This window comes from Alloalcanivorax sp. C16-2, assembly GCF_046507615.1.
Taxonomy (GTDB): domain Bacteria; phylum Pseudomonadota; class Gammaproteobacteria; order Pseudomonadales; family Alcanivoracaceae; genus Alloalcanivorax; species Alloalcanivorax marinus_A.
This window is the reverse complement of record NZ_JBKFTL010000002.1, coordinates 500,591-518,197: the sequence shown is the minus strand read 5'-3', so window position 1 is coordinate 518,197 and position 17,607 is coordinate 500,591. Positions and strand designations below refer to the sequence as shown.

Below are 17,607 nucleotides of genomic sequence, written 5' to 3'. Positions count from 1 at the left end.
ATCAAGGATGCACGAACCGTGGAAGCTTCGCGGTAGGAGCGACTTCAGTCGCGATAGCCCGCTAGGCGTTTTCCTCCGGCGTCTGCAACCGGTAACCGACCCCGTACACGCTGCCGATCCAATCGTGATCACCGCCCAGGCCCTCGCTCAGCTTGCGGCGTAGCTTGCGGATGTGGCTGTCGATGGTGCGGTCGGACACCACCCGGTGGTCCGGGTAGATCACGTCCATGAGGCGGTCGCGGCTCCAGATCCGACCGGGTTGGCGGGCCAGGGTGGCGAGCAGTTCGAATTCGATGGCGGTCAGCGCCACCCGGGCTTCGCCGTGCACCGCCTCGAAGCGGTGCCGGTCCAGGGTCAGCCCGGCTTCCTGGTCGCGGGGTTCACCCCGCGCGCGGCGCAGCACCGCCTTGACCCGGGCCACCACCTCGCGGGGGCTGAACGGCTTGCAAATGTAGTCGTCGGCACCGATCTCCAGGCCCAGCAGACGGTCTACCTCCTCGACCCGGGCAGTGATCATCAACACCGGCACCTCGGAGAAGCGGCGGATCGCCTTGCACACCTCCATGCCATCGCCATCGGGCAGCATCAGGTCCAGCAGCACGGCGTCGAAGTGGCCCTCGCGCACCCGCCGTTCCGCCTCCACGGCGCTGGCGGTGTGCTCGGGCTGAAAATGGCTGTGGCGCAGATAATCGGCCAGCAACTCCGCGAGCCGGGGCTCGTCCTCCACGATCAGAATGTTCGTCATTCCGGTTTCCTTTATTTGAGCCCCTTTGCCTGGGGCGCCCTGCCGCGCAGGGTTCCGCCAGCCCCGTAGGAGCGGCTGTAGCCGCTCCTACGAGCCGCTCGGCAGGCGCACGATGATACGTAGCCCGCCCAGCGGGCTGTGGGCCGCGCTCATCGTGCCACCATGGGCCTCCACGATACGCTGGCCGATGGCCAGCCCCAGGCCGGCGCCACCGGTGTCCCGGTTGCGCGAGCTTTCCACCCGATAGAGGTGGTCGAACAGGCGCGGCAGTGCCTCGTCCGGCACCCCGGGCGCGCTGTCGTCCAGGGTCAGCCGCCACTGGTCGCCTTCGGCCTCCAGCTCCAGCCGCACTCGACCGCCCGGGTCGGTGTACTTGAGGCTGTTTTGCAGCAGATTATCCAACAACTGGCGCAGCCGCACCGGGTCGCCGCTGATGGGCGCCGCGGGCAGCGTCGTCTCCAGACTCACCTGGCGTCGCTCCAGAGCGGGGCGCACCGCGTCCACGGCGTCCTCGCACAGGCTGTCCAGGTCCAGCGGGCGGAAGTGGTAGCGCAGATTGCCGCCGTCGGCGAGGGCCAGATCATGCAGGTCGTTGACCAGGTGGGTGAGCTGGCGCACCTGGGCTTCCAGAGCGGCGATGCCGTCCTGGTTGAGCGGCCGCACGCCATCGACCATGGCCTCCAGTTCACCCTGCAGCACCGACAGCGGCGTGCGCAGCTCATGGGCGATGTCCGAAAACCAACGCTGACGGGCGCGCCGGCCCTGGTCGAGGCGCTCACCCAGGCCGTTCACATGGCGGATCAACTCGCCCAGCTCATCGCGGCGCCGGCTGGTCAGCCGCGCTTCGTACTCCCCTTCTCGCAGACGCCGGGTGTGGCGGGTCAGCGCGGTGACCGGCGCCACCAGGTGACGTGCCAGTAACCAGGACACCAGCAGCGACAGCACCAGGCCGACCACCGCCATGGTGGCCATGAAGCGCAGCAGGCGTTCCTGAAAGCGACGGTCCAGCTTGTCGCGGATCGCCTCCTGGTCCGGGTAGGCGAGCCAGCCCACCAGCTCGCCGCCGGCGTGGATCGGCACTTGCTGGCTCAGCCGTGATGGCGGCGGCGGGCCCAGCAGCGGGCGTTTGTTCGGCGTCAGCAGGGTGAGGTGGCGGGGGGCATCCGGGCGCTTGTCGTCGCCGCGCTCGCGGCGCGTCTCACGGTCGCCGGCCAGCCAGTACAGCCGCCCCAGCAGGCGGGGCTCCTCCAGCAGGAAGCGCCAGCTGCCGCGCTGGCTGTAGAGCACGCCCAGATGCTCGGCCAGGCGCTCCACCTGAGCTTGCTGGCGCTCATCGATGTATTTGCTGAGGCTGCGCTCGAAGGCGAAGAAAAAGAAACCGCTGGCCGCCAGGATCAGCACCAGGAAAGTGGCCAGGAAGGTCACGAAGAGTTTATTGCGAATGCCCATGACGGCGGCGGCCTTGCCGGGAAGTGAGCCGCCAGTTTACGAGCCCGGCGCCGGCGGACCCAGTGTCTTGCACATTCTTTCAAGATCGTCACCGGCGGGGTTCGTGCACGGACCGTCATCCTGGCAACTTTGGACTTTCAACTCCCGCTTCGCCCGGTTCTAATGAGGCCCTTATCTCAAGCCAATCCGGACGGTGATTTATGAGCGATGACGGCAATGGCAAGACCCGCATCAACCGGGTGATCACGCGCAGCGGCGATGATGGGCGCACCGGCCTGGCCGACGGAACCCGGGTGGCCAAGGACCACCCCCGGATTCAGGCCCTGGGCAGTCTGGACGAGCTCAACAGCGCCCTGGGCGTGTTGCGTGCCAAGGGCCTCGACCCGGACCTGGACGGCCTGCTGGAAACCGTGCAGCAACTGATGTTCGATCTGGGCGGTGAACTGGCGGTACCGGGCACCGTGACCCTCACCGAGGAAGACCTGGTGGAGATGGAATCCCAGGCCGATACCCTCAACGCGGAACTGCCACCGCTGCGGGAGTTCGTGCTGCCCGGCGGCCATCCGGCGGCGGCCTGGTGCCACCACTGCCGGACCCTGGCGCGTCACGCCGAGCGCGACCTGGTGACGCTGGCGAACACCGGCGACGATACCGTCAATCCGGAAAGCCGGGCGCTGCTCAACCGCCTCGGTGACCTGCTGTTCGTGATGGCCCGGCTGATCAACCAGCGTACCGGCACCCCGGAACCGCAGTGGGTGCAACGCCGGGACCGCTAGGGCGGAGCACGGGGGGCCGCCCGGTGCTCCTACTGGGGAGAGGGGTGGCGTTGGCGAACGGCGGCGACGATTTCTCGGTGGGCCGGCAACTCCAGGCCCAGCCGGTCCGCTTCCCGCAGCAGCCAGCCGTTGATTGCCTCGATTTCGGTGATCGCGCCGCGCTGCATATCCGCGCGCATGGAAGAGGTATTGCCGGCGGTGGCCCGCGCCACCGCCATCACCTGGGCCCGGGAGTCGCCGGGCCAAGCCGGGTCCAGGGCGCGTAGCAGGGTGTCCGCCTCGTCCGCCAGCCGCGCCGCCCGAGCCGTCAGGTCCGGGGCCTCCAGCAGCTGCCCGTTGGGCACGTCGTACAGCCCTGTGAGCGGATTGATCACCGCGTTGGCCACCAGCTTGCGCCATTGCCGGGGGCGGATCGGCGACGTCCACTCAAGGCCCGGCCAGGCCGCCGCCAGGCGCGGAAACCAGTCTGGAGCCGGCCCGACCCCGGCGCGCCCCATCCAGGTCTCGTTCTCCGCCACCAGCCGGTGTTCCGGATGCTGGCCCTTCACCGCCGAGGTGGTGACCACCTCGATCAGATCAGCGCCCTCGGGGAGCAGACCATCCAGGCTGCCGAGGCCATTCTGCAAGCGCAGCACGGTGGCGTCCGGGGCCAGTGGCAGCCCGTCCAGCGCGGCGGCGGACCAGGGCGCCTTGCAGGCCACGACCAGGCGCCGGATCGGCGCCGCCGGCATCGCCACCGGCAGGCTCAGCGCGCGCGCGGGCCGGCCGTCCTCGAAGCTCAGGGTCTTGTCCAGGGTGGCGCCGGCATGGCGGCGCAACACCATCACAGGCAGGCCGGCGGCCAGTAAATAGCCGGCGGCCAGGGTGCCCATGTTGCCGGCGCCGGCCAGATACCAGATAGGGGAGTCGGGCGTGGTCATCGGGCCATACTAGGGCCTGTTCCGCCGCTTTGCATTACCTTCTCCGGCGGCGAACTCCGGTTGTGCCGCGTCCCCGAAACCGGGACCATGTGCGTTTTCCGGTCGTAACGGGACGGAGCCCCGATGCCCGATCTGCTTGATACCCTGCGCACCGCCTGGCGGCTTTACAGCCATCCCAGGGTGCTGGTGATGTTGTTCCTGGGTTTTTCCGCCGGGCTGCCCTACCTGCTGGTGTTTTCCACCCTGTCCGCCTGGCTCGCCGACGCCGACGTGGACCGTGCCGCCATCGGCTACTTCAGCTGGGTGGGCATCATGTTTTCCATCAAGGTGTTCTGGGCGCCGGTGGTGGATCGCCTCAAGCTGCCCTTGCTGGGGCGGGCCCTGGGCCAGCGGCGTAGCTGGTTGCTGCTCGCCCAGATCGGCATCGGCCTGTCCCTGGCGGCCATGGCGCTGGTGGAGCCGGTGGGGCACCTGGAGCGCTTCGCGCAACTGGCGCTGCTGGTGGCGTTCTGCTCCGCCACCCAGGACATCTGCATCGATGCCTACCGCATCGATTCCGCCGACGATTCCTTCCAGGGCGCCATGGCGGCCACCTACATCCTCGGCTACCGGGTGGCGATGCTGGTGGCCGGCGCCGGCGCCTTCTACATCGCCAGCTACGACTCCTGGAACGGCGCCTACCACGTGATGGCCTGGCTGATGGCGGTGGGCATCGTCACCACCCTGATTATCCGCGAGCCGGACACGCCGCCCCGGCAGAGCTTCGGCCGGCACCCGGCGCAGTGGCTGGAAACCGCCCTGATCGCCCCGTTCCGGGATTTCTTCGGCCGCTACGGCGCCCTGGCCCTGGGGCTGCTGGCGCTGGTGGCGATCTATCGGATCAGCGACATCACCATGGGGGTGATGGCCAATCCCTTCTATCTGGACATCGGCTACACCAAGAACGAGATCGCCACGGTGGCCAAGTTCTTCGGCTTCTTCATGACCATCCTGGGTTCCGCCGTGGGTGGCCTGGCGGTGCTGCGCTGGGGGCTGGGGCGTTCGATGCTGATGGGCGCGGTGGGCGTGGCGCTCACCAACGTGCTGTTCGCGGTGATGGCCACCTATTCACCGGTGACACCGTTGCCGGTCACCGAGGTGCCAGTGGAGCAGGTGCGTTGGCTGGCCCTGGCCTGGCTGGCGGCGGTGATCAGCGCCGACAATCTGTTCGGCGGCTTCGCCAACGTGGCCCTGATCGCCTTCATGTCCAGCCTCACCAACCGCAACTTCAGTGCCACCCAGTTCGCCCTGTTCAGTTCGCTGATGACCCTGCCGGGCAAGTTCATCGGCGGCTTTTCCGGCGAGGTGGTGAAGGCCGCCGGTTACCCGACCTTCTTCAACTACGCGGCCCTGCTGGGCGTGCCGGCGATATTGCTGACCCTGTGGTGGATGCGGCGGGGGCGGGCGGCGCCGGACCAGGGTCGCGGCTGAAGGGAATCGCGACTGAAGTCGCTCCTACGGCGGTGGCAGGATGGGGTAGGAGCGGTCGGGCGGCGATCCGCTTCAGCCGCGAAATGGTGGAGGCGGCGTTCGCCACCGTCAGCTCCGGCGATCCTCACCGGGCGCCCAGAAGCAGCGCTTCGGCACCCGGTTACCGACCACCGCCACCCCTTCCTCGGCGAGCCGGCGCAGTTGGACCTCGCCGCTGGGCGTGCCCGCCAGGGGCAACCCGCCGTCGCCGCGAATCACCCGGTGCCAGGGCAGGACGGTGCCCTTCGGCAGCTGGCTCATCAAGCGCCCCACGAAGCGGGCGTGGCGGGGCCAGCCCGCCTGCCGCGCCACCTGGCCGTAGCTGGCCACCGTGCCGGCCGGGATGGCGGCCACGATCTGGTAGACCGCGTCGCGGAATTCCTGGTTCATCTCCGCCTCTCCCGTAGGAGCGGTGGAACCACCGCTCCTACCTCAATCCGCCGTCGGTCTCGATCACCCGACCGGTGAAGTAGTCGTTCTCGAAGATGAAACGCACTGACAAGGCGATGTGCTCCGGCTCGCCGAGGCGCTTGAGCGGTACGCCGGCCACCAGCCGGTCACGGGCCTCCGGTTTCATGGCGGCGATCATGTCGGTGTTGATGGTGCCCGGCGCCACCACCCCGGTGCGGATGTTGTAGCGGGCCAGTTCCCGGGCCCACACCTCGGCCATGGCCACCACGCCGGCCTTGGCGGCGGCGTAGTTGGTCTGCCCGAAGCTGCCATGGCGGGCAATGGATGAGATATTGACGATCACGCCCTCGTCGACGCCGGCTTCGAGCATGCAGCGGGCCGCCTCGCGGCCACACAGGAACACGCCGGTCAGGTTCACGTCGATCACCGCCTGCCATTGCTGCAGACTCATGGTGGATTGCAGCTCGCCGTCCTTGTATTTGATCAGCAGGCCATCGCGGGTGATGCCGGCGTTGTTGACCAGGCCGTGCACGGCGCCGAAATCCGCCACCACCTCGTCGAACAGGGCGGTTACCTCTTCTTCCCGGGCCACGTTGGCGAGGTAGCTCTTGGCGTCGCCGCCGGCGCCCTCGCAGCGCGCCACGGTGTCGCGCAGGTCGTCCTCATTGAGGTCCACGCAGGCGATACGCGCGCCCTGGCCGGCCAGATTCTCGGCGATGGCGCGGCCCAGGCCGCGACCGGCACCGGTGACCACCACTACTTTGTCGTTGAGATCCATGGGTCGCTCCTTGTCGAGGAAAACCCGGAGTATGCCCATCGAACCGGGCCGGGCCAATGACGCAACGGTCCCTTGAAACCCGCCTTCACGTCCCCATCTCGCTGAACACGGTGCCGGAGCGGCATTTCCCGCCCGCGCCTATTGACTGAAAAGTCGCGGTAACTATGATTAGCACTCAAACCGTGAGAGTGCTAATCCGGTTCTCGGGTGACCCCGCTAACCTTTGATTACGACCTTGGAGAATGGAGACCATGAAAATCCGTCCTTTGCATGATCGCGTGCTGGTGCGCCGCGAGGAGGAAGAAACCAAGACCGCCGGCGGTATCGTGCTGCCGGGTTCCGCCGCCGAGAAGCCGTCCCGTGGCGAAGTGATCGCCGCCGGCAACGGCAAGATCCAGGACAGCGGCGAAGTGCGCCCCCTGGACGTGAAGGTGGGCGACAAGGTGATCTTCGGTCAGTACTCCGGCAACACCGTGAAGGTGGATGGCGAAGAGCTGTTGATCATGAGCGAAGCCGAGATTCTGGCCGTCATCGAAGGCTGATCGACCGCCAAGGCGAGGCCGCCGGACCGTCCGGTCGTGCCAGTGCCGATTGGTGCCGGTAATAACGAATTTGCAGAGGTAAGACACAATGGCGAAAGAAGTATTGTTCCGTGACTCCGCCCGTCAGCGCATGGCCAAGGGCGTGAACACCCTGGCCGACGCGGTCAAGGTAACCCTGGGCCCGAAAGGCCGCAACGTGGTGCTGGAGAAATCCTTCGGCGCGCCCACCATCACCAAGGACGGCGTGTCCGTGGCCAAGGAAATCGAGCTGGAAGACAAGTTCGAGAACATGGGCGCCCAGCTGGTGAAGGAAGTGGCTTCCAAGGCCAACGACGAAGCCGGTGACGGCACCACCACCGCCACCGTGCTGGCCCAGTCCATCGTCAACGAAGGCCTGAAGGCGGTCGCCGCCGGCATGAACCCGATGGACCTCAAGCGCGGCATCGACAAAGCCACCGACGCCGTGGTCGAGCAGCTCAAGTCCCTGTCCACCCCGTGCGACAACACCAAGAGCATCGAGCAGGTGGGCACCATCTCCGCCAACTCCGACAAGTCCGTGGGTGAAATCATCGCTCAGGCCATGGAGAAAGTGGGGCAGGAAGGTGTTATCACCGTCGAGGAAGGCCAGTCCCTGGTCAACGAACTGGAAGTCGTGGAAGGCATGCAGTTCGACCGTGGCTACCTGAGCCCGTACTTCATCAACAACCAGGAAAAGATGCAGGTCGAGCTGGAAGACCCCTACATCCTGCTGGTTGACAAGAAAATCTCCAACATCCGCGAGCTGCTGCCGGTACTGGAGAACGTGGCCAAGGCCGGTCGTCCGCTGATGATCATCGCCGAGGACATCGAAGGCGAAGCGCTGGCCACCCTGGTGGTCAACAACATGCGCGGCATCATCAAGTGCGCCGCCGTGAAAGCACCGGGCTTCGGCGACCGCCGTAAAGCCATGCTGCAGGACATCGCCATCCTTACCGGCGGTACCGTGATTTCCGAGGAAGTGGGCCTGAGCCTGGAAAACGTGTCCCTGGAAGACCTGGGTTCCGCCAAGAAGGTCAACATCGACAAGGAAAACACCACCGTGGTGGGTGGCAAGGGCGAGCAGGGCGACATCGACGCCCGTGTTGAGCAGATCCGCAAGGAAATCGACAACTCCTCTTCCGATTACGATCGCGAGAAGCTGCAAGAGCGCGTGGCCAAGCTGGCCGGCGGCGTGGCCGTGATCAAGATCGGTGCCGCCACCGAAGTGGAAATGAAAGAGAAGAAAGCCCGCGTCGACGACGCCCTGCACGCGACCCGTGCGGCCGTTGAAGAAGGCGTGGTGCCTGGCGGTGGCGTGGCCCTGGTACGTGCCCTGACCAGCATCGGTGACCTGAAAGGCGACAACGAAGAGCAGAACGCCGGCATCGCGCTGGTGATCCGCGCCCTCGAGTCCCCGCTGCGCCAGATCGTCCACAACGCCGGCGGCGAGCCGTCCGTGGTGGTACAGGAAGTGCGTAACGGTTCCGGCAACTACGGCTACAACGCCGCCAGCGGCGAGTACGGTGACATGCTGGAAATGGGTATCCTGGACCCCGCCAAGGTAACCCGCTCCGCGCTGCAGGCAGCGGCGTCCATCGCCGGCCTGATGATCACCACCGAAGCCATGGTGGCCGACAAGCCGGAAGAAAACGCCGGCGCCGGTGCCCCGGACATGGGTGGCATGGGCGGTATGGGTGGCATGGGCGGCATGATGTAAGCCTCCCGGTCATACCGACCCCCTATAAAAAAACCCCGCTTCGGCGGGGTTTTTTTATGTTTGCTTGTCCTTGAGCGGGAAGCGAAGGCCGGACCCAGACCCTACATCAACTTCATCAGCGGCAGCGCCAGCAGGGTGATCAGCACCACGCCGACCAGATTGAGCACCAGGCCGGCGCGGATCATCGACTGGATGCGCATGTGGCCGGCGGCGAACACGATGGCGTTAGGTGGCGTGGCCACGGGCATCATGAAGGCGCAGCTGGCGGCCACCGCCGCCGGGATGGTGGTGAGCAGTGGAGAGATGTCCTGGGACACCGCCAGCGCGCCCAGCAAGGGCAGGAAGGCGGCGGCGGTGGCGGTGTTGGAGGTGACCTCGGTAAGGAACAGGATCACCAGTACCACCAGACCCACGATCATCAGGATCGGGAAGCCATGCAGCACCTGCAACTGCTCGGCGATCCATTTCGCCAGCCCGGAATCGGAGATCGCCGCCGCCAGGGACAGGCCGCCGCCGAACAGCAGCAGCACGCCCCAGGGCAGGTCCCGGGCGCTGTCCCAGGTAAGCAGCCGTTCCCCCCGCATACGACCGCTGGGCGCCAGAAACATGATCAGACCGGCGGCGATGGCGATGCCGGTGTCGCTGAGCCAGGTAAGGCCCAGGTGGCTGCTCAGGAAAGGCCGGCCGATCCAGGCCACGGCGGCCAGCACGAAGATCGCCGCCACCCGCTTCTCGGCGCTGTCGATGGGGCCCATCCTGGTCAGCTCTTCGTTGATCAGGGTGGCACTGTCACCGCCGGTGCCGAGCTTGAAGCCGCCCCGGGTCAGCCACCACCAGGCCACCAGCATCATGGAAATGCTGATCGGCACGCCCACGATCATCCACTGAGCGAAGCCCAGATCGATACCCTGGTTGTCATGCAGATAGCCGGCCAGCAGGGAGTTCGGCGGGGTGCCGATAAGGGTGGCCACGCCACCGATGCTGGCGGAGTAGGCGATGGCCAGCAGCAGGGCGGTGGCGTAGCGGTTCACCTCGCGACGGTCGCCGCCGCCGTCGTCCAGCAGGCTGATCACGGACATGCCGATGGGCAGCATCATGATCGCGGTGGCGGTGTTGGAGACCCACATGCTGAGGAAGCCGGTGGCGATCATGAAGCCGCCGATCTGGCGGCGTGGTTGCGGCCCCACCAGCCGCAGCACGTGCAACGCCAGCCGCCGGTGCAGGTGCCAGTGCTGCATCGCCAGGCCGAGCAGGAAGCCGCCAAAGAACAGAAACACCACCGGATTGGCATAGGCGCTGGCGGTGCGGGACATGTCGGTGATCCCCAGGGCCGGCGACAGGGCCAGCGGCAGCAAGGCGGTGGCTGGAATCGGCAACGCCTCGGTGGCCCACCAGGTGGCCATCAGCAAGGCCAGACCCACGCAGGCCCAGGCCGGGTCCGGCATGCCCGCCGGCGGTGGTGCCACCAGGGTGATGATCAGCCACAGGGGACCGAGCCACAGGCCGATCACGGCGGCGCGCCCGGGTTGGGTAATGGGGGAAGAAGACGGAGAGGACATGGCGTCTCGGTGATTGCTGATTGAAGTGCGTGGATGGCGCGGGGGGCACCGGGAAGCGGGTTAGTTTAACCAAGGCGGGGCCTGGGCGCAGTGGGCAATTCCGGCCGGCCGGCGTATGCTGCGCCCATGACCGCCCGCGACCCCAAGCTGTTTGTCCATGCCGCTGCCTTCTCCGCTCTGGTTCTGATCCTGGGCGTGGCGCATCCGTGGGTCAATTCGACGTTGCGCTATGACCGGGTAGCCCTTGAGGCGGGTCAAATCTGGCGGCTGTTCAGCGCCCATCTGGTGCATCTGAATCACTGGCACACGCTGATGAACCTGGCCGGGCTGGGGCTGATCCTGTGGTTCTTCCGGGACCTGCTGGACCGCCGCCGGTTCTGGTTGTGGTTTCTGGTCAGCGCGCCCCTGGTGAGCCTGGCCATGTTCCTGATTGATCGGGACCTGGACTGGTACGTGGGCCTCTCCGGCCTGTTGCAGGGGCTGCTGGTGTACTGCCTGCTGATCGGCTGGCGCGGTAACCCGGTGCTGCATTCCCTGGTGCTGGCGCTGGTGGCGGGGCGTCTGATCTGGGAGCAGACCCCGGGCTACGATCTGGATTATCTGCGTGCCTGGATTCACGGTCGGGTTTATGTGAACGCACACCTGTATGGCGCGCTGAGCGGCGCCTTGCTGGCCGCCGTTCAGGGGCTGACGGCCCGCTTTGCGCGTCCCGCGATACAGCCGCCGGCGTGAATTTGCTAAGCTGCGTCTCATCCGTTTTTTCACCGAGCCGACCATGAACGAAGCGCAACGCCAAAGCTATCTGCGGGCCCTGGGGCTGACACCCTGGGTGGCGCGGGTGCCCCTGCCCGGCGCGGCGCCCAGTGAGACGCTGGACTGGGAGGCGGAAAGCGACGGCCAGCCCACGCCCATGGCCGACGCGGTACCCGCCTCCGTGGTGCCGCGCCCGGTACGGTTGCCCCAGGCCCCGGCGGAGGAAGAGCCTTCAGCGCTCTTGGATCAGCCTTCAGCGCGCTTGGACGAGCCTTCAGCGCACTTGCAAGAGCCTTCAGCGCTCGACAAGCCTTCCGCGCCAGTTAAAGAGCCGCCCCGGACCCGGGAGAACACGCGCGCGCCCGAGACCCGCAACGCCTTCGCGGAGGAGGGCGGCCGCGCGGGCATCCTGGTGTTCACCCTGGAGGCGCACCTGGCCGGCGACACCTGGGTGGTGTTCCAGCAGGAAGACCCGAGCGCGCCGGAGTTGGGCCGCCATACCGGTTCCCTGGCCGGTGCCTTGCTGGCGGTGTTCGGGGCGGGCCGGGAGCGGCCCCGTCGTTTCTACTGCCCGCTGGCCGGCCAGCCCACCGCCGCCGGCGAGGCGGTCCAGGCATTGGGGGCTTTTCTCGCCGGCCTGGCCGGTCGTCAGGGGGGTAAGCGGGTGCTGATGTGCCTCGACGAGGCACTTGCCGGCGCCCTGTTCGAGCAACCGCGCTATCAACCGTTCCGGTTCGGCGAACTGCCGGCCCTGGTGGTGAGCAGCCTGGAAGAGATGCTTGCCGAGCCGGTGCGTCACAAGCGCGATAGCTGGCGGGCCATGGTGGCCGAGGGGTTTGGCGGTCGTTGATGATGGGCACGGCGGGCAAGCCCCGGGCGACCGGCCCGGCCGGCGCGCGGTTGCGCGCTCTCACCAGCGCTGATCTGGAGCGGGTGCAGGCCATTGAAGAGGCCAGCCAGGTCACGCCCTGGAGCAGCGGCAACTTCCGCGATTGCCTGCGCAGCGGCTATCGCTGCCAGGTGGCCACCGTGGAGGGAATGCCGGTGGCCTTCATGATTCTTTCCAGCGTGCTCGATGAATGCCATCTGCTTAACATCGCCGTGGCTCCGGCCTGGCAGCGCCGTGGGCTGGCCCGCTGGATGCTGGGTCGGGCCTTGGCGGAGGCGGAGGCCGAGGACATGGCGGTGATGTTTCTGGAGGTGCGCGCCGGCAATGTCGGCGCTCAGTGTCTCTACCGGGCGCTGGGGTTCGAGGAGACCGGCCGCCGCAAGGGCTATTACCGTACCCGGGGCGAGGGCCGGGAGGACGCGGTGCTGATGATGGCCGAGATCGCCGGCAGCCATAAGTAGGGTCGAACCCTCCAGCCGGGTCGCGACGAGACGCTCCTACGGGGACGTGGCGGGCGCCGCTACCGCTACGGGCGTGGGATGCGCCAGCCGTCCTCGGTGCGTTGCAGGTCCAGGCGGCGCTCCTGGTTGAACGTGTCGCCCTGCTCGAAATCGCCGAATTCCACCCGCACCGCCGCCAGGGCCATGACCATGGCGAAGCGGTCCATGGCGTCACGCTCCTCGTCATTCTTGACCGTCCGGCTGTACTCGGACAGCCCCTGGCGCGCTTCCATGGTGTAGCGTACATCCAGGGTGATCTGGTCGTCGCCTTCCTGGGGGTAGGCCTGGAGAATCTCCACCTCGGTGACGGTGAACAGCTCAGCCAGATGAGCCTGCTTCAGCTCCTGCTCCAGGGCATCACGGATGACATCGTCGTCTGGGGTATTACTGCAGGCGGCGAGCAGGGCGAACACGGCCAGCAAGGGGGCAATAAAAAGCGCGCGCATGGGGCATCCTTGTTATCGATTATGGGACTCCGGTCGCGCGCTACTGTAGCACGGGTGTTCACTTGTCGTCCGTTATTCGGGAAACACCCTTATTCGGGAACCATGGCCTGCTGCACCTGGCGGGCCCAGGCCACGCTGTGGCGGTAAGCCACTTCGTAGTAGCGGCGGTCGTCGAGCAGGCGCAGAGCGTCGAAGCGGCCCGCCTGGTAAGCCTCCACTTCGGTGAGGATCTCGCCGGGGCCGCCGGCGCGGTTGAGCAGGGCGGTCTTTACCTCCTGGCTGAGCGGTACCTGCTCCATCAGTTCCGGCATGCCGATGTCGAGCAGGGCATCAAGCTGTGAAAGCAGGCCGACGATGAAGTGGTCCACCGGATTGTCACGTTCGCACAACTCCGCGAGCGCTTCGCACATGCGGCCACGCACCAGCATGTCCCGGGTCAGGGCCTCCGGTTTGTCCGGCGCGCCCTCCACCAGGAACAGGTTGGCCCAGCGGCGGATTTCGTTGAGGCCGAGCAGGGCGATGGCGTGGGAAATGGAATTCACTTCCCGGCGCAGCCCGGTGGCCGCGGAGTTCACCGTGCGCAGAATACGCCAGGTCAACTGGGCATCCTTGATGGCGATTTCCTCCAGCCGCGCCGGGGACGCGTCCGGGCTGTGCAGTTCCGATAGAAGCTGCAGTAACAGCAGCTTGTTGCCGGCGATTTTCTTGCCCCTGACCGGTTCCGGTTCACGCAGGAAGTCGCCCTGGAAGTAGTCGAAGCCCAGTTCCACGCATTGGCGGAAGGCGATGCGGTCGTCCAGGTAATCGGCCAGCATTTCCACGCCGTGGCGGCGCAGCCGCTGAGTGGCGCGCCGTACGCCGTCGTGGTCCAGATGGCGGGTGTTGACCTTGGCGATGTGCACCACCTCCAGCAGCACGTCCAGTTCGTCATCATCCGGATCATAGTCCGCCAGCGCCAGGCGGTAGCCGCGCCGGGCCAGACCGCGCAACCGCTCCACCAGGTCGGAGGTAAGCAGCAGGTCGCCGGGGATTTCCAGGATGTACTGCTTTTTGGGTAACGCGGTGAGCTGGGGCGCGAGCAGAACTTCCTCGCTAACGCGCAGAAAGCTGGGCACCGCTTCCACCCGGCCATTCTGGAACAGCGAGGCGTAGGTGCCGAGGATCACCGGCGAGGAGTGCTCCAGGTCGGACAGCGAGGCACCCTGGTCGCCTCCCTCCTGATCCAGCAACAACTGGATGGCGGCCACGTCCTGGCCGCGGTTGAACACCGGCCGGCAGGCCAGCAAGACATCGATTTTTTCGTCCTCGTCGAGCATGTCCTGGGTTTTCACGGATTGGTGTTCCTGTGATGGTGTGGCTTGTCGTGGTGATGGAAGGGGGTCAGGCGTGCTGGTCGACCCGCCCGCCGCCGGTCCGCGCCTGGCCGTCCGGTCCATACAGGCCGCGCCCGGCCCATTCCCGCAGGCCGTTGAGCAGGCGTTGATTGCTTTCCATGCGCACGCCGATCAGCACGCCGTTGGTGCGGTTGAGGTCGGCGGCACGGTGCGCGGTGGTCAGGATGGCGGCCCACAGGTCGGCGCAGCCGGCCTGGCGGGCGGCGCGACGGTCGCCTTCGTGATCGTCGCGGTAACCGAGGCGGCGCTGAACCTCCCGGCGGCGCTGCTCGAACTCATTCAGCGCCGTCAGGCAAGCCTGTTTGCGTTCCGCCAGGCGGCCCAGTTCCGCGCCATCCACCGGCCCCGCCGCCAGGTGAGCGCGTTCCTGTTCCAGCAGGGTCACCAATTCGTCCAGGCGCTCACGGTGGCGCCGCAGGTGGACCGCCAGGCTCATGTCAGTGATCCTCGCCGAGCAGGTCCCGGACACTTTGAATCAGACCGTCGGCGATGCGGTCGGCGCGGATTTCCAGGCGCCCTTCGGCGATCGCCTGGCGCACTTCTTCCACCCGGGCCCGATCGATGTCCTGGCCGTCACCGGCGGGCGCGCGCAGGTGCGCCACCTCGCCGGCCTCGGTGGCGTCGGGGCGCTGGCCGTCGCTGCCGACCCGCTCGCCGGCCTTGCCCTGATTCACCGTGTTCGACGGATACAGGTGGGAAATGTTGTCGATTTTCAAGGGAAACCCTCCATCACGCTGTCATCCCGGACTATCGGCGTGGCCGGTGGGAACTTTAGTCCCAATCCGTGATGACGGTCCCATTTTCAATAGTCCACCCGCGCTTCGCCGGGCCCGGTGACCCGCGCCGTCACCACTTCCCGGTTGGGCAGGCGCACTCTTACCGGATCGCCCAGGCCGGCTTCGTCCAGGGCGCGGCCCTCCCGGCTGATGCGAAAGCCCTCGCCGCCGGCCACCAGGTTCACGGTCTGGCGCCGCGCCACCAGGGGCGGGCGACGGATCTGATGGGCCCTTGGCACCTGGCCGGCGGCGAGGGTCCGCCGTGCCTCCCGGCCCAGCAGGGCCTCCTTGCTCAGCACCGCCTGGTCGGGCAGGGCCGCCAGGTCGCCGTGGCGGCGCTCCAGGGCGCCGTCGTCAATCACCGTGCCGGCTTCCAGGCGGCGGGCGGTCACCCAGTAATCGCCGATCACCGACACCCTGGCGCGCCGGTACCGCACCATGGCGCCGAGGTCATCGCAATGGATGCCCACCGTCACCCGGCCCGCCAGCGGCTGGTCCCGGCCTGGCATGAACGGGCGCGGAGATGGGCAGGGCGGCAGCTCGGCGGTGGCCGGGGCCACCGTCACCGACACCTGGCCATCAAGGCCGGCGGCGCGTTGCGCCAGAAAGGCGCGCACCCGCGCCGCCAGGAGGTCGTCCGCCGCCATGCTGGCGGTCGGTGCCAGCAGCAGCCCGGTCAGTAGCAGGGCGGACCGCCGCCGGCGTTGAAGGAATCGGGCGATCATCACCGGTGGCGCTCCCATCGTGTATCCATTCCGCCATTCTAGAGCGCCGTCAGCGTGGCGAAGAATCGAAATGGGGCCGAAACCGTGCCCTGTTCGCGCCTTTGTTGTTTCCGGCTCCTGGTTAGTCTGCCATCGACCGTATTTTCTTGGAGTTTCGGCATGATCGACCGGCTCGCCGCCGCCCTGAATTATGACCAGGAGGCGCTTGGACTGCGCCACCAACGGCAACAGGTGCTGGCCAATAACATCGCCAACGCGGATACCCCCAACTTCAAGGCCCGCGATTTCGACTTCGGTCGGGAGCTGTCCCGGGCCATGGATAACGGTGGCGGCGAGGGTGGTCTGGCGCTGCGCACCACCGCGGTCGGTCACATCCCGGCCCGGGGCCGCGCCAGCGCCGTGGGTGATTTACTGTACCGGGTGCCGGCTCAGCCCAGCCTGGACGGCAACACCGTGGACATGGATGTGGAGCGGGTCCGGTTCGCCGACAACGCGGTGCGCTACCAGGCCGCGCTCAGCCTGCTCAACGGTCGTATCCAGGGTCTTAAATCCGCCATGCAGTCTGAATAGAGGCAGCCCGAATAGAGGTGCGAGGAGATTCCATGTCCATGTTTTCGATTTTCGATATTTCCGGCTCGGCCATGGCGGCCCAGTCGCAGCGCATGAACGTCACCGCCAGCAATCTGGCCAATGCCGACAGCGTGGCCGGCCCGAACGGTGAAGCCTACCGTGCCAAGCAGGTTCTGTTCGAAGCGCGCGGTCAGGACGGCGGCATCGGTGGCGTGGCGGTGCGCGGGGTGGTGGAGGACGACGCGCCCATGCGTCAGGAATACCAGCCCCACCATCCGCTGGCCGACGACCAGGGTTACGTGACCATGCCCAACGTGGAGCCGGTCCACGAGATGGTCAACATGATCTCGGCGTCACGTTCCTACCAAGCCAATGTGGAAGTCCTCAACACTGGCAAGCAACTGATGATGAAGACACTGACCCTGGGAGAAAACTGATGGCCTCGACCATTGATACCAGCGTCCTGAACGGGATCAACGGCGTCGCGCCCAACGGCGGCGCTGATCAGGCCGCCGATCTGCAGGACAGTTTCATGACGCTGCTGGTTGCTCAGCTCAAGAACCAGGACCCGATGAATCCGATGGAAAACGCCGAGATGACCTCTCAGCTGGCGCAGATCAACACGGTCAGCGGAATCCAGGATCTCAATGCCACCCTGGAATCCATCACCGGGCAGATCGATGCTGGCCAGGCGATCCAGGCCGCCGGTCTGATCGGCAAGGGCGTGCTGGTGCCCGGGCAGCGGGTATTGGTGGGAGAGGACGGCACCACCACGCCGTTTGGCGTGGAACTCGGCCGTGGCGCCGATGAGGTGACCATCACCATTCGCAATGAGAGCGGCGAAGTCGTGCGTCGCTTCGACAGCTTCCCCATGGAAGCCGGCGTGGAATCGTTCACCTGGAACGGCGAAATGGACAACGGCGAAACCGCGCCCAAGGGCGCCTACACGGTATCCGTGGAAGCCACCGCCGATGGTGACAGCGTCGATGCCACGCAACTCAACTATGCCCTGGTGAACGGCGTCAGCCTGGACCAGGAAGGGGCGCCGCGTCTGGATCTGGGCGGCATTTCCGAACCCGTGGCTCTGGCGGACATCCGCCAGATCCTCTGACCCGCACACTCTCGAGGAG

The 17,607-nt window shown here is 66.8% G+C and carries 21 protein-coding genes; 10 read left to right on the top strand and 11 right to left on the bottom strand.

All coding sequences use genetic code 11. The annotated features are described in order from the left end of the window. Nucleotides 1-61 precede the first annotated feature (61 nt). The gene (locus tag ACLD02_RS12640) at nt 62-745 is read right to left on the bottom strand and encodes a response regulator (protein ID WP_203105183.1); all 684 of its coding nucleotides are present in this window, start codon (nt 743-745) and stop codon (nt 62-64) included. An 87-nt stretch (nt 746-832) separates the two neighbouring features. Then, the gene (locus ACLD02_RS12635) at nt 833-2,194 is read right to left on the bottom strand and encodes an ATP-binding protein (protein ID WP_410298850.1); all 1,362 of its coding nucleotides are present in this window, start codon (nt 2,192-2,194) and stop codon (nt 833-835) included. A gap of 200 nt (nt 2,195-2,394) precedes the next feature. Between ACLD02_RS12635 and ACLD02_RS12630 the strand changes: the two genes are divergently transcribed. Beyond that, complete coding sequence (locus ACLD02_RS12630) at nt 2,395-2,970, top strand: cob(I)yrinic acid a,c-diamide adenosyltransferase (protein ID WP_203105181.1); 576 nt, start codon at nt 2,395-2,397, stop codon at nt 2,968-2,970. A gap of 29 nt (nt 2,971-2,999) precedes the next feature. Here ACLD02_RS12630 and ACLD02_RS12625 read toward each other — a convergent pair whose 3' ends face one another. Further along, entirely contained in the window at nt 3,000-3,890 is an 891-nt protein-coding gene (locus ACLD02_RS12625; RefSeq protein ID WP_203105180.1) for a ketopantoate reductase family protein, read from the bottom strand. Nucleotides 3,891-4,013: 123 nt separating this feature from the next. Here ACLD02_RS12625 and ACLD02_RS12620 point away from each other — a divergent pair, with 123 nt between their 5' ends. Then, nucleotides 4,014-5,360 (top strand): AmpG family muropeptide MFS transporter, encoded by a 1,347-nt coding sequence (locus ACLD02_RS12620; RefSeq protein WP_410298849.1) that lies wholly within the window; start codon nt 4,014-4,016, stop codon nt 5,358-5,360. A 108-nt stretch (nt 5,361-5,468) separates the two neighbouring features. Here the strand turns inward: ACLD02_RS12620 and ACLD02_RS12615 are convergent, their stop codons facing one another. Both ACLD02_RS12615 and ACLD02_RS12610 read right to left on the bottom strand, forming a co-directional pair. Next, nucleotides 5,469-5,789 carry an MGMT family protein gene (locus tag ACLD02_RS12615; RefSeq protein ID WP_203105179.1) on the bottom strand — a complete coding sequence of 107 codons (321 nt, stop codon included), beginning with the start codon at nt 5,787-5,789 and terminating at the stop codon, nt 5,469-5,471. A 37-nt stretch (nt 5,790-5,826) separates the two neighbouring features. Next, the gene (locus tag ACLD02_RS12610) at nt 5,827-6,588 is read right to left on the bottom strand and encodes an SDR family oxidoreductase (protein ID WP_203105178.1); all 762 of its coding nucleotides are present in this window, start codon (nt 6,586-6,588) and stop codon (nt 5,827-5,829) included. Nucleotides 6,589-6,839: 251 nt separating this feature from the next. On the opposite strand from ACLD02_RS12610, the gene ACLD02_RS12605 reads away from it, so the two are divergent. Both ACLD02_RS12605 and groL read left to right on the top strand, forming a co-directional pair. Continuing rightward, nucleotides 6,840-7,130: a co-chaperone GroES gene (locus tag ACLD02_RS12605; protein ID WP_138774085.1), complete on the top strand. Its 291-nt coding sequence runs from the start codon at nt 6,840-6,842 to the stop codon at nt 7,128-7,130. A gap of 88 nt (nt 7,131-7,218) precedes the next feature. Beyond that, nucleotides 7,219-8,865: a chaperonin GroEL gene (gene groL / locus ACLD02_RS12600; RefSeq protein ID WP_203105177.1), complete on the top strand. Its 1,647-nt coding sequence runs from the start codon at nt 7,219-7,221 to the stop codon at nt 8,863-8,865. A 101-nt stretch (nt 8,866-8,966) separates the two neighbouring features. On the opposite strand, the gene ACLD02_RS12595 is transcribed toward groL, so the two are convergent. Beyond that, the gene (locus tag ACLD02_RS12595) at nt 8,967-10,424 is read right to left on the bottom strand and encodes an SLC13 family permease (RefSeq protein WP_203105176.1); all 1,458 of its coding nucleotides are present in this window, start codon (nt 10,422-10,424) and stop codon (nt 8,967-8,969) included. A 126-nt stretch (nt 10,425-10,550) separates the two neighbouring features. Here ACLD02_RS12595 and rrtA point away from each other — a divergent pair, with 126 nt between their 5' ends. The 3 genes from rrtA to rimI are packed head-to-tail and all read left to right on the top strand — an operon-like array spanning nt 10,551 to nt 12,527. Then, nucleotides 10,551-11,156, top strand: a complete 606-nt coding sequence (rrtA, locus tag ACLD02_RS12590; RefSeq protein ID WP_203105175.1) for a rhombosortase — start codon at nt 10,551-10,553, stop codon at nt 11,154-11,156. Nucleotides 11,157-11,199: 43 nt separating this feature from the next. Then, nucleotides 11,200-12,027, top strand: a complete 828-nt coding sequence (locus ACLD02_RS12585; RefSeq protein WP_410298848.1) for a hypothetical protein — start codon at nt 11,200-11,202, stop codon at nt 12,025-12,027. Then, entirely contained in the window at nt 12,027-12,527 is a 501-nt protein-coding gene (gene rimI / locus ACLD02_RS12580; RefSeq protein ID WP_238401086.1) for a ribosomal protein S18-alanine N-acetyltransferase, read from the top strand. The genes ACLD02_RS12585 and rimI overlap by 1 nt, the downstream gene beginning before the upstream one ends. Nucleotides 12,528-12,592: 65 nt before the next feature. Here rimI and ACLD02_RS12575 read toward each other — a convergent pair whose 3' ends face one another. From ACLD02_RS12575 to flgA, 5 genes are all read right to left on the bottom strand, one after another. Continuing rightward, nucleotides 12,593-13,012 carry a hypothetical protein gene (locus tag ACLD02_RS12575; protein ID WP_203105173.1) on the bottom strand — a complete coding sequence of 140 codons (420 nt, stop codon included), beginning with the start codon at nt 13,010-13,012 and terminating at the stop codon, nt 12,593-12,595. Nucleotides 13,013-13,101: 89 nt separating this feature from the next. Beyond that, nucleotides 13,102-14,343, bottom strand: a complete 1,242-nt coding sequence (locus ACLD02_RS12570) for an EAL and HDOD domain-containing protein (RefSeq protein WP_338015228.1) — start codon at nt 14,341-14,343, stop codon at nt 13,102-13,104. A 49-nt stretch (nt 14,344-14,392) separates the two neighbouring features. Then, nucleotides 14,393-14,842 carry a flagella synthesis protein FlgN gene (locus ACLD02_RS12565; RefSeq protein ID WP_203105172.1) on the bottom strand — a complete coding sequence of 150 codons (450 nt, stop codon included), beginning with the start codon at nt 14,840-14,842 and terminating at the stop codon, nt 14,393-14,395. Nucleotide 14,843: 1 nt separating this feature from the next. After that, nucleotides 14,844-15,122, bottom strand: a complete 279-nt coding sequence (gene flgM, locus ACLD02_RS12560; protein ID WP_410298847.1) for a flagellar biosynthesis anti-sigma factor FlgM — start codon at nt 15,120-15,122, stop codon at nt 14,844-14,846. Nucleotides 15,123-15,208: 86 nt separating this feature from the next. Beyond that, nucleotides 15,209-15,907, bottom strand: a complete 699-nt coding sequence (gene flgA, locus ACLD02_RS12555; RefSeq protein ID WP_203105170.1) for a flagellar basal body P-ring formation chaperone FlgA — start codon at nt 15,905-15,907, stop codon at nt 15,209-15,211. Nucleotides 15,908-16,066: 159 nt separating this feature from the next. Here flgA and flgB point away from each other — a divergent pair, with 159 nt between their 5' ends. From flgB to flgD, 3 genes are read left to right on the top strand one after another with little or no spacing between them, the layout of a single operon-like run. Then, nucleotides 16,067-16,477 (top strand): flagellar basal body rod protein FlgB, encoded by a 411-nt coding sequence (gene flgB / locus ACLD02_RS12550; protein ID WP_410298846.1) that lies wholly within the window; start codon nt 16,067-16,069, stop codon nt 16,475-16,477. A 32-nt stretch (nt 16,478-16,509) separates the two neighbouring features. Beyond that, nucleotides 16,510-16,914 (top strand): flagellar basal body rod protein FlgC, encoded by a 405-nt coding sequence (flgC, locus tag ACLD02_RS12545; protein ID WP_203105168.1) that lies wholly within the window; start codon nt 16,510-16,512, stop codon nt 16,912-16,914. Further along, complete coding sequence (gene flgD, locus ACLD02_RS12540; protein WP_203105167.1) at nt 16,914-17,588, top strand: flagellar hook assembly protein FlgD; 675 nt, start codon at nt 16,914-16,916, stop codon at nt 17,586-17,588. Before flgC ends, flgD begins: the two co-directional genes overlap by 1 nt. Nucleotides 17,589-17,607: the final 19 nt, after the last annotated feature.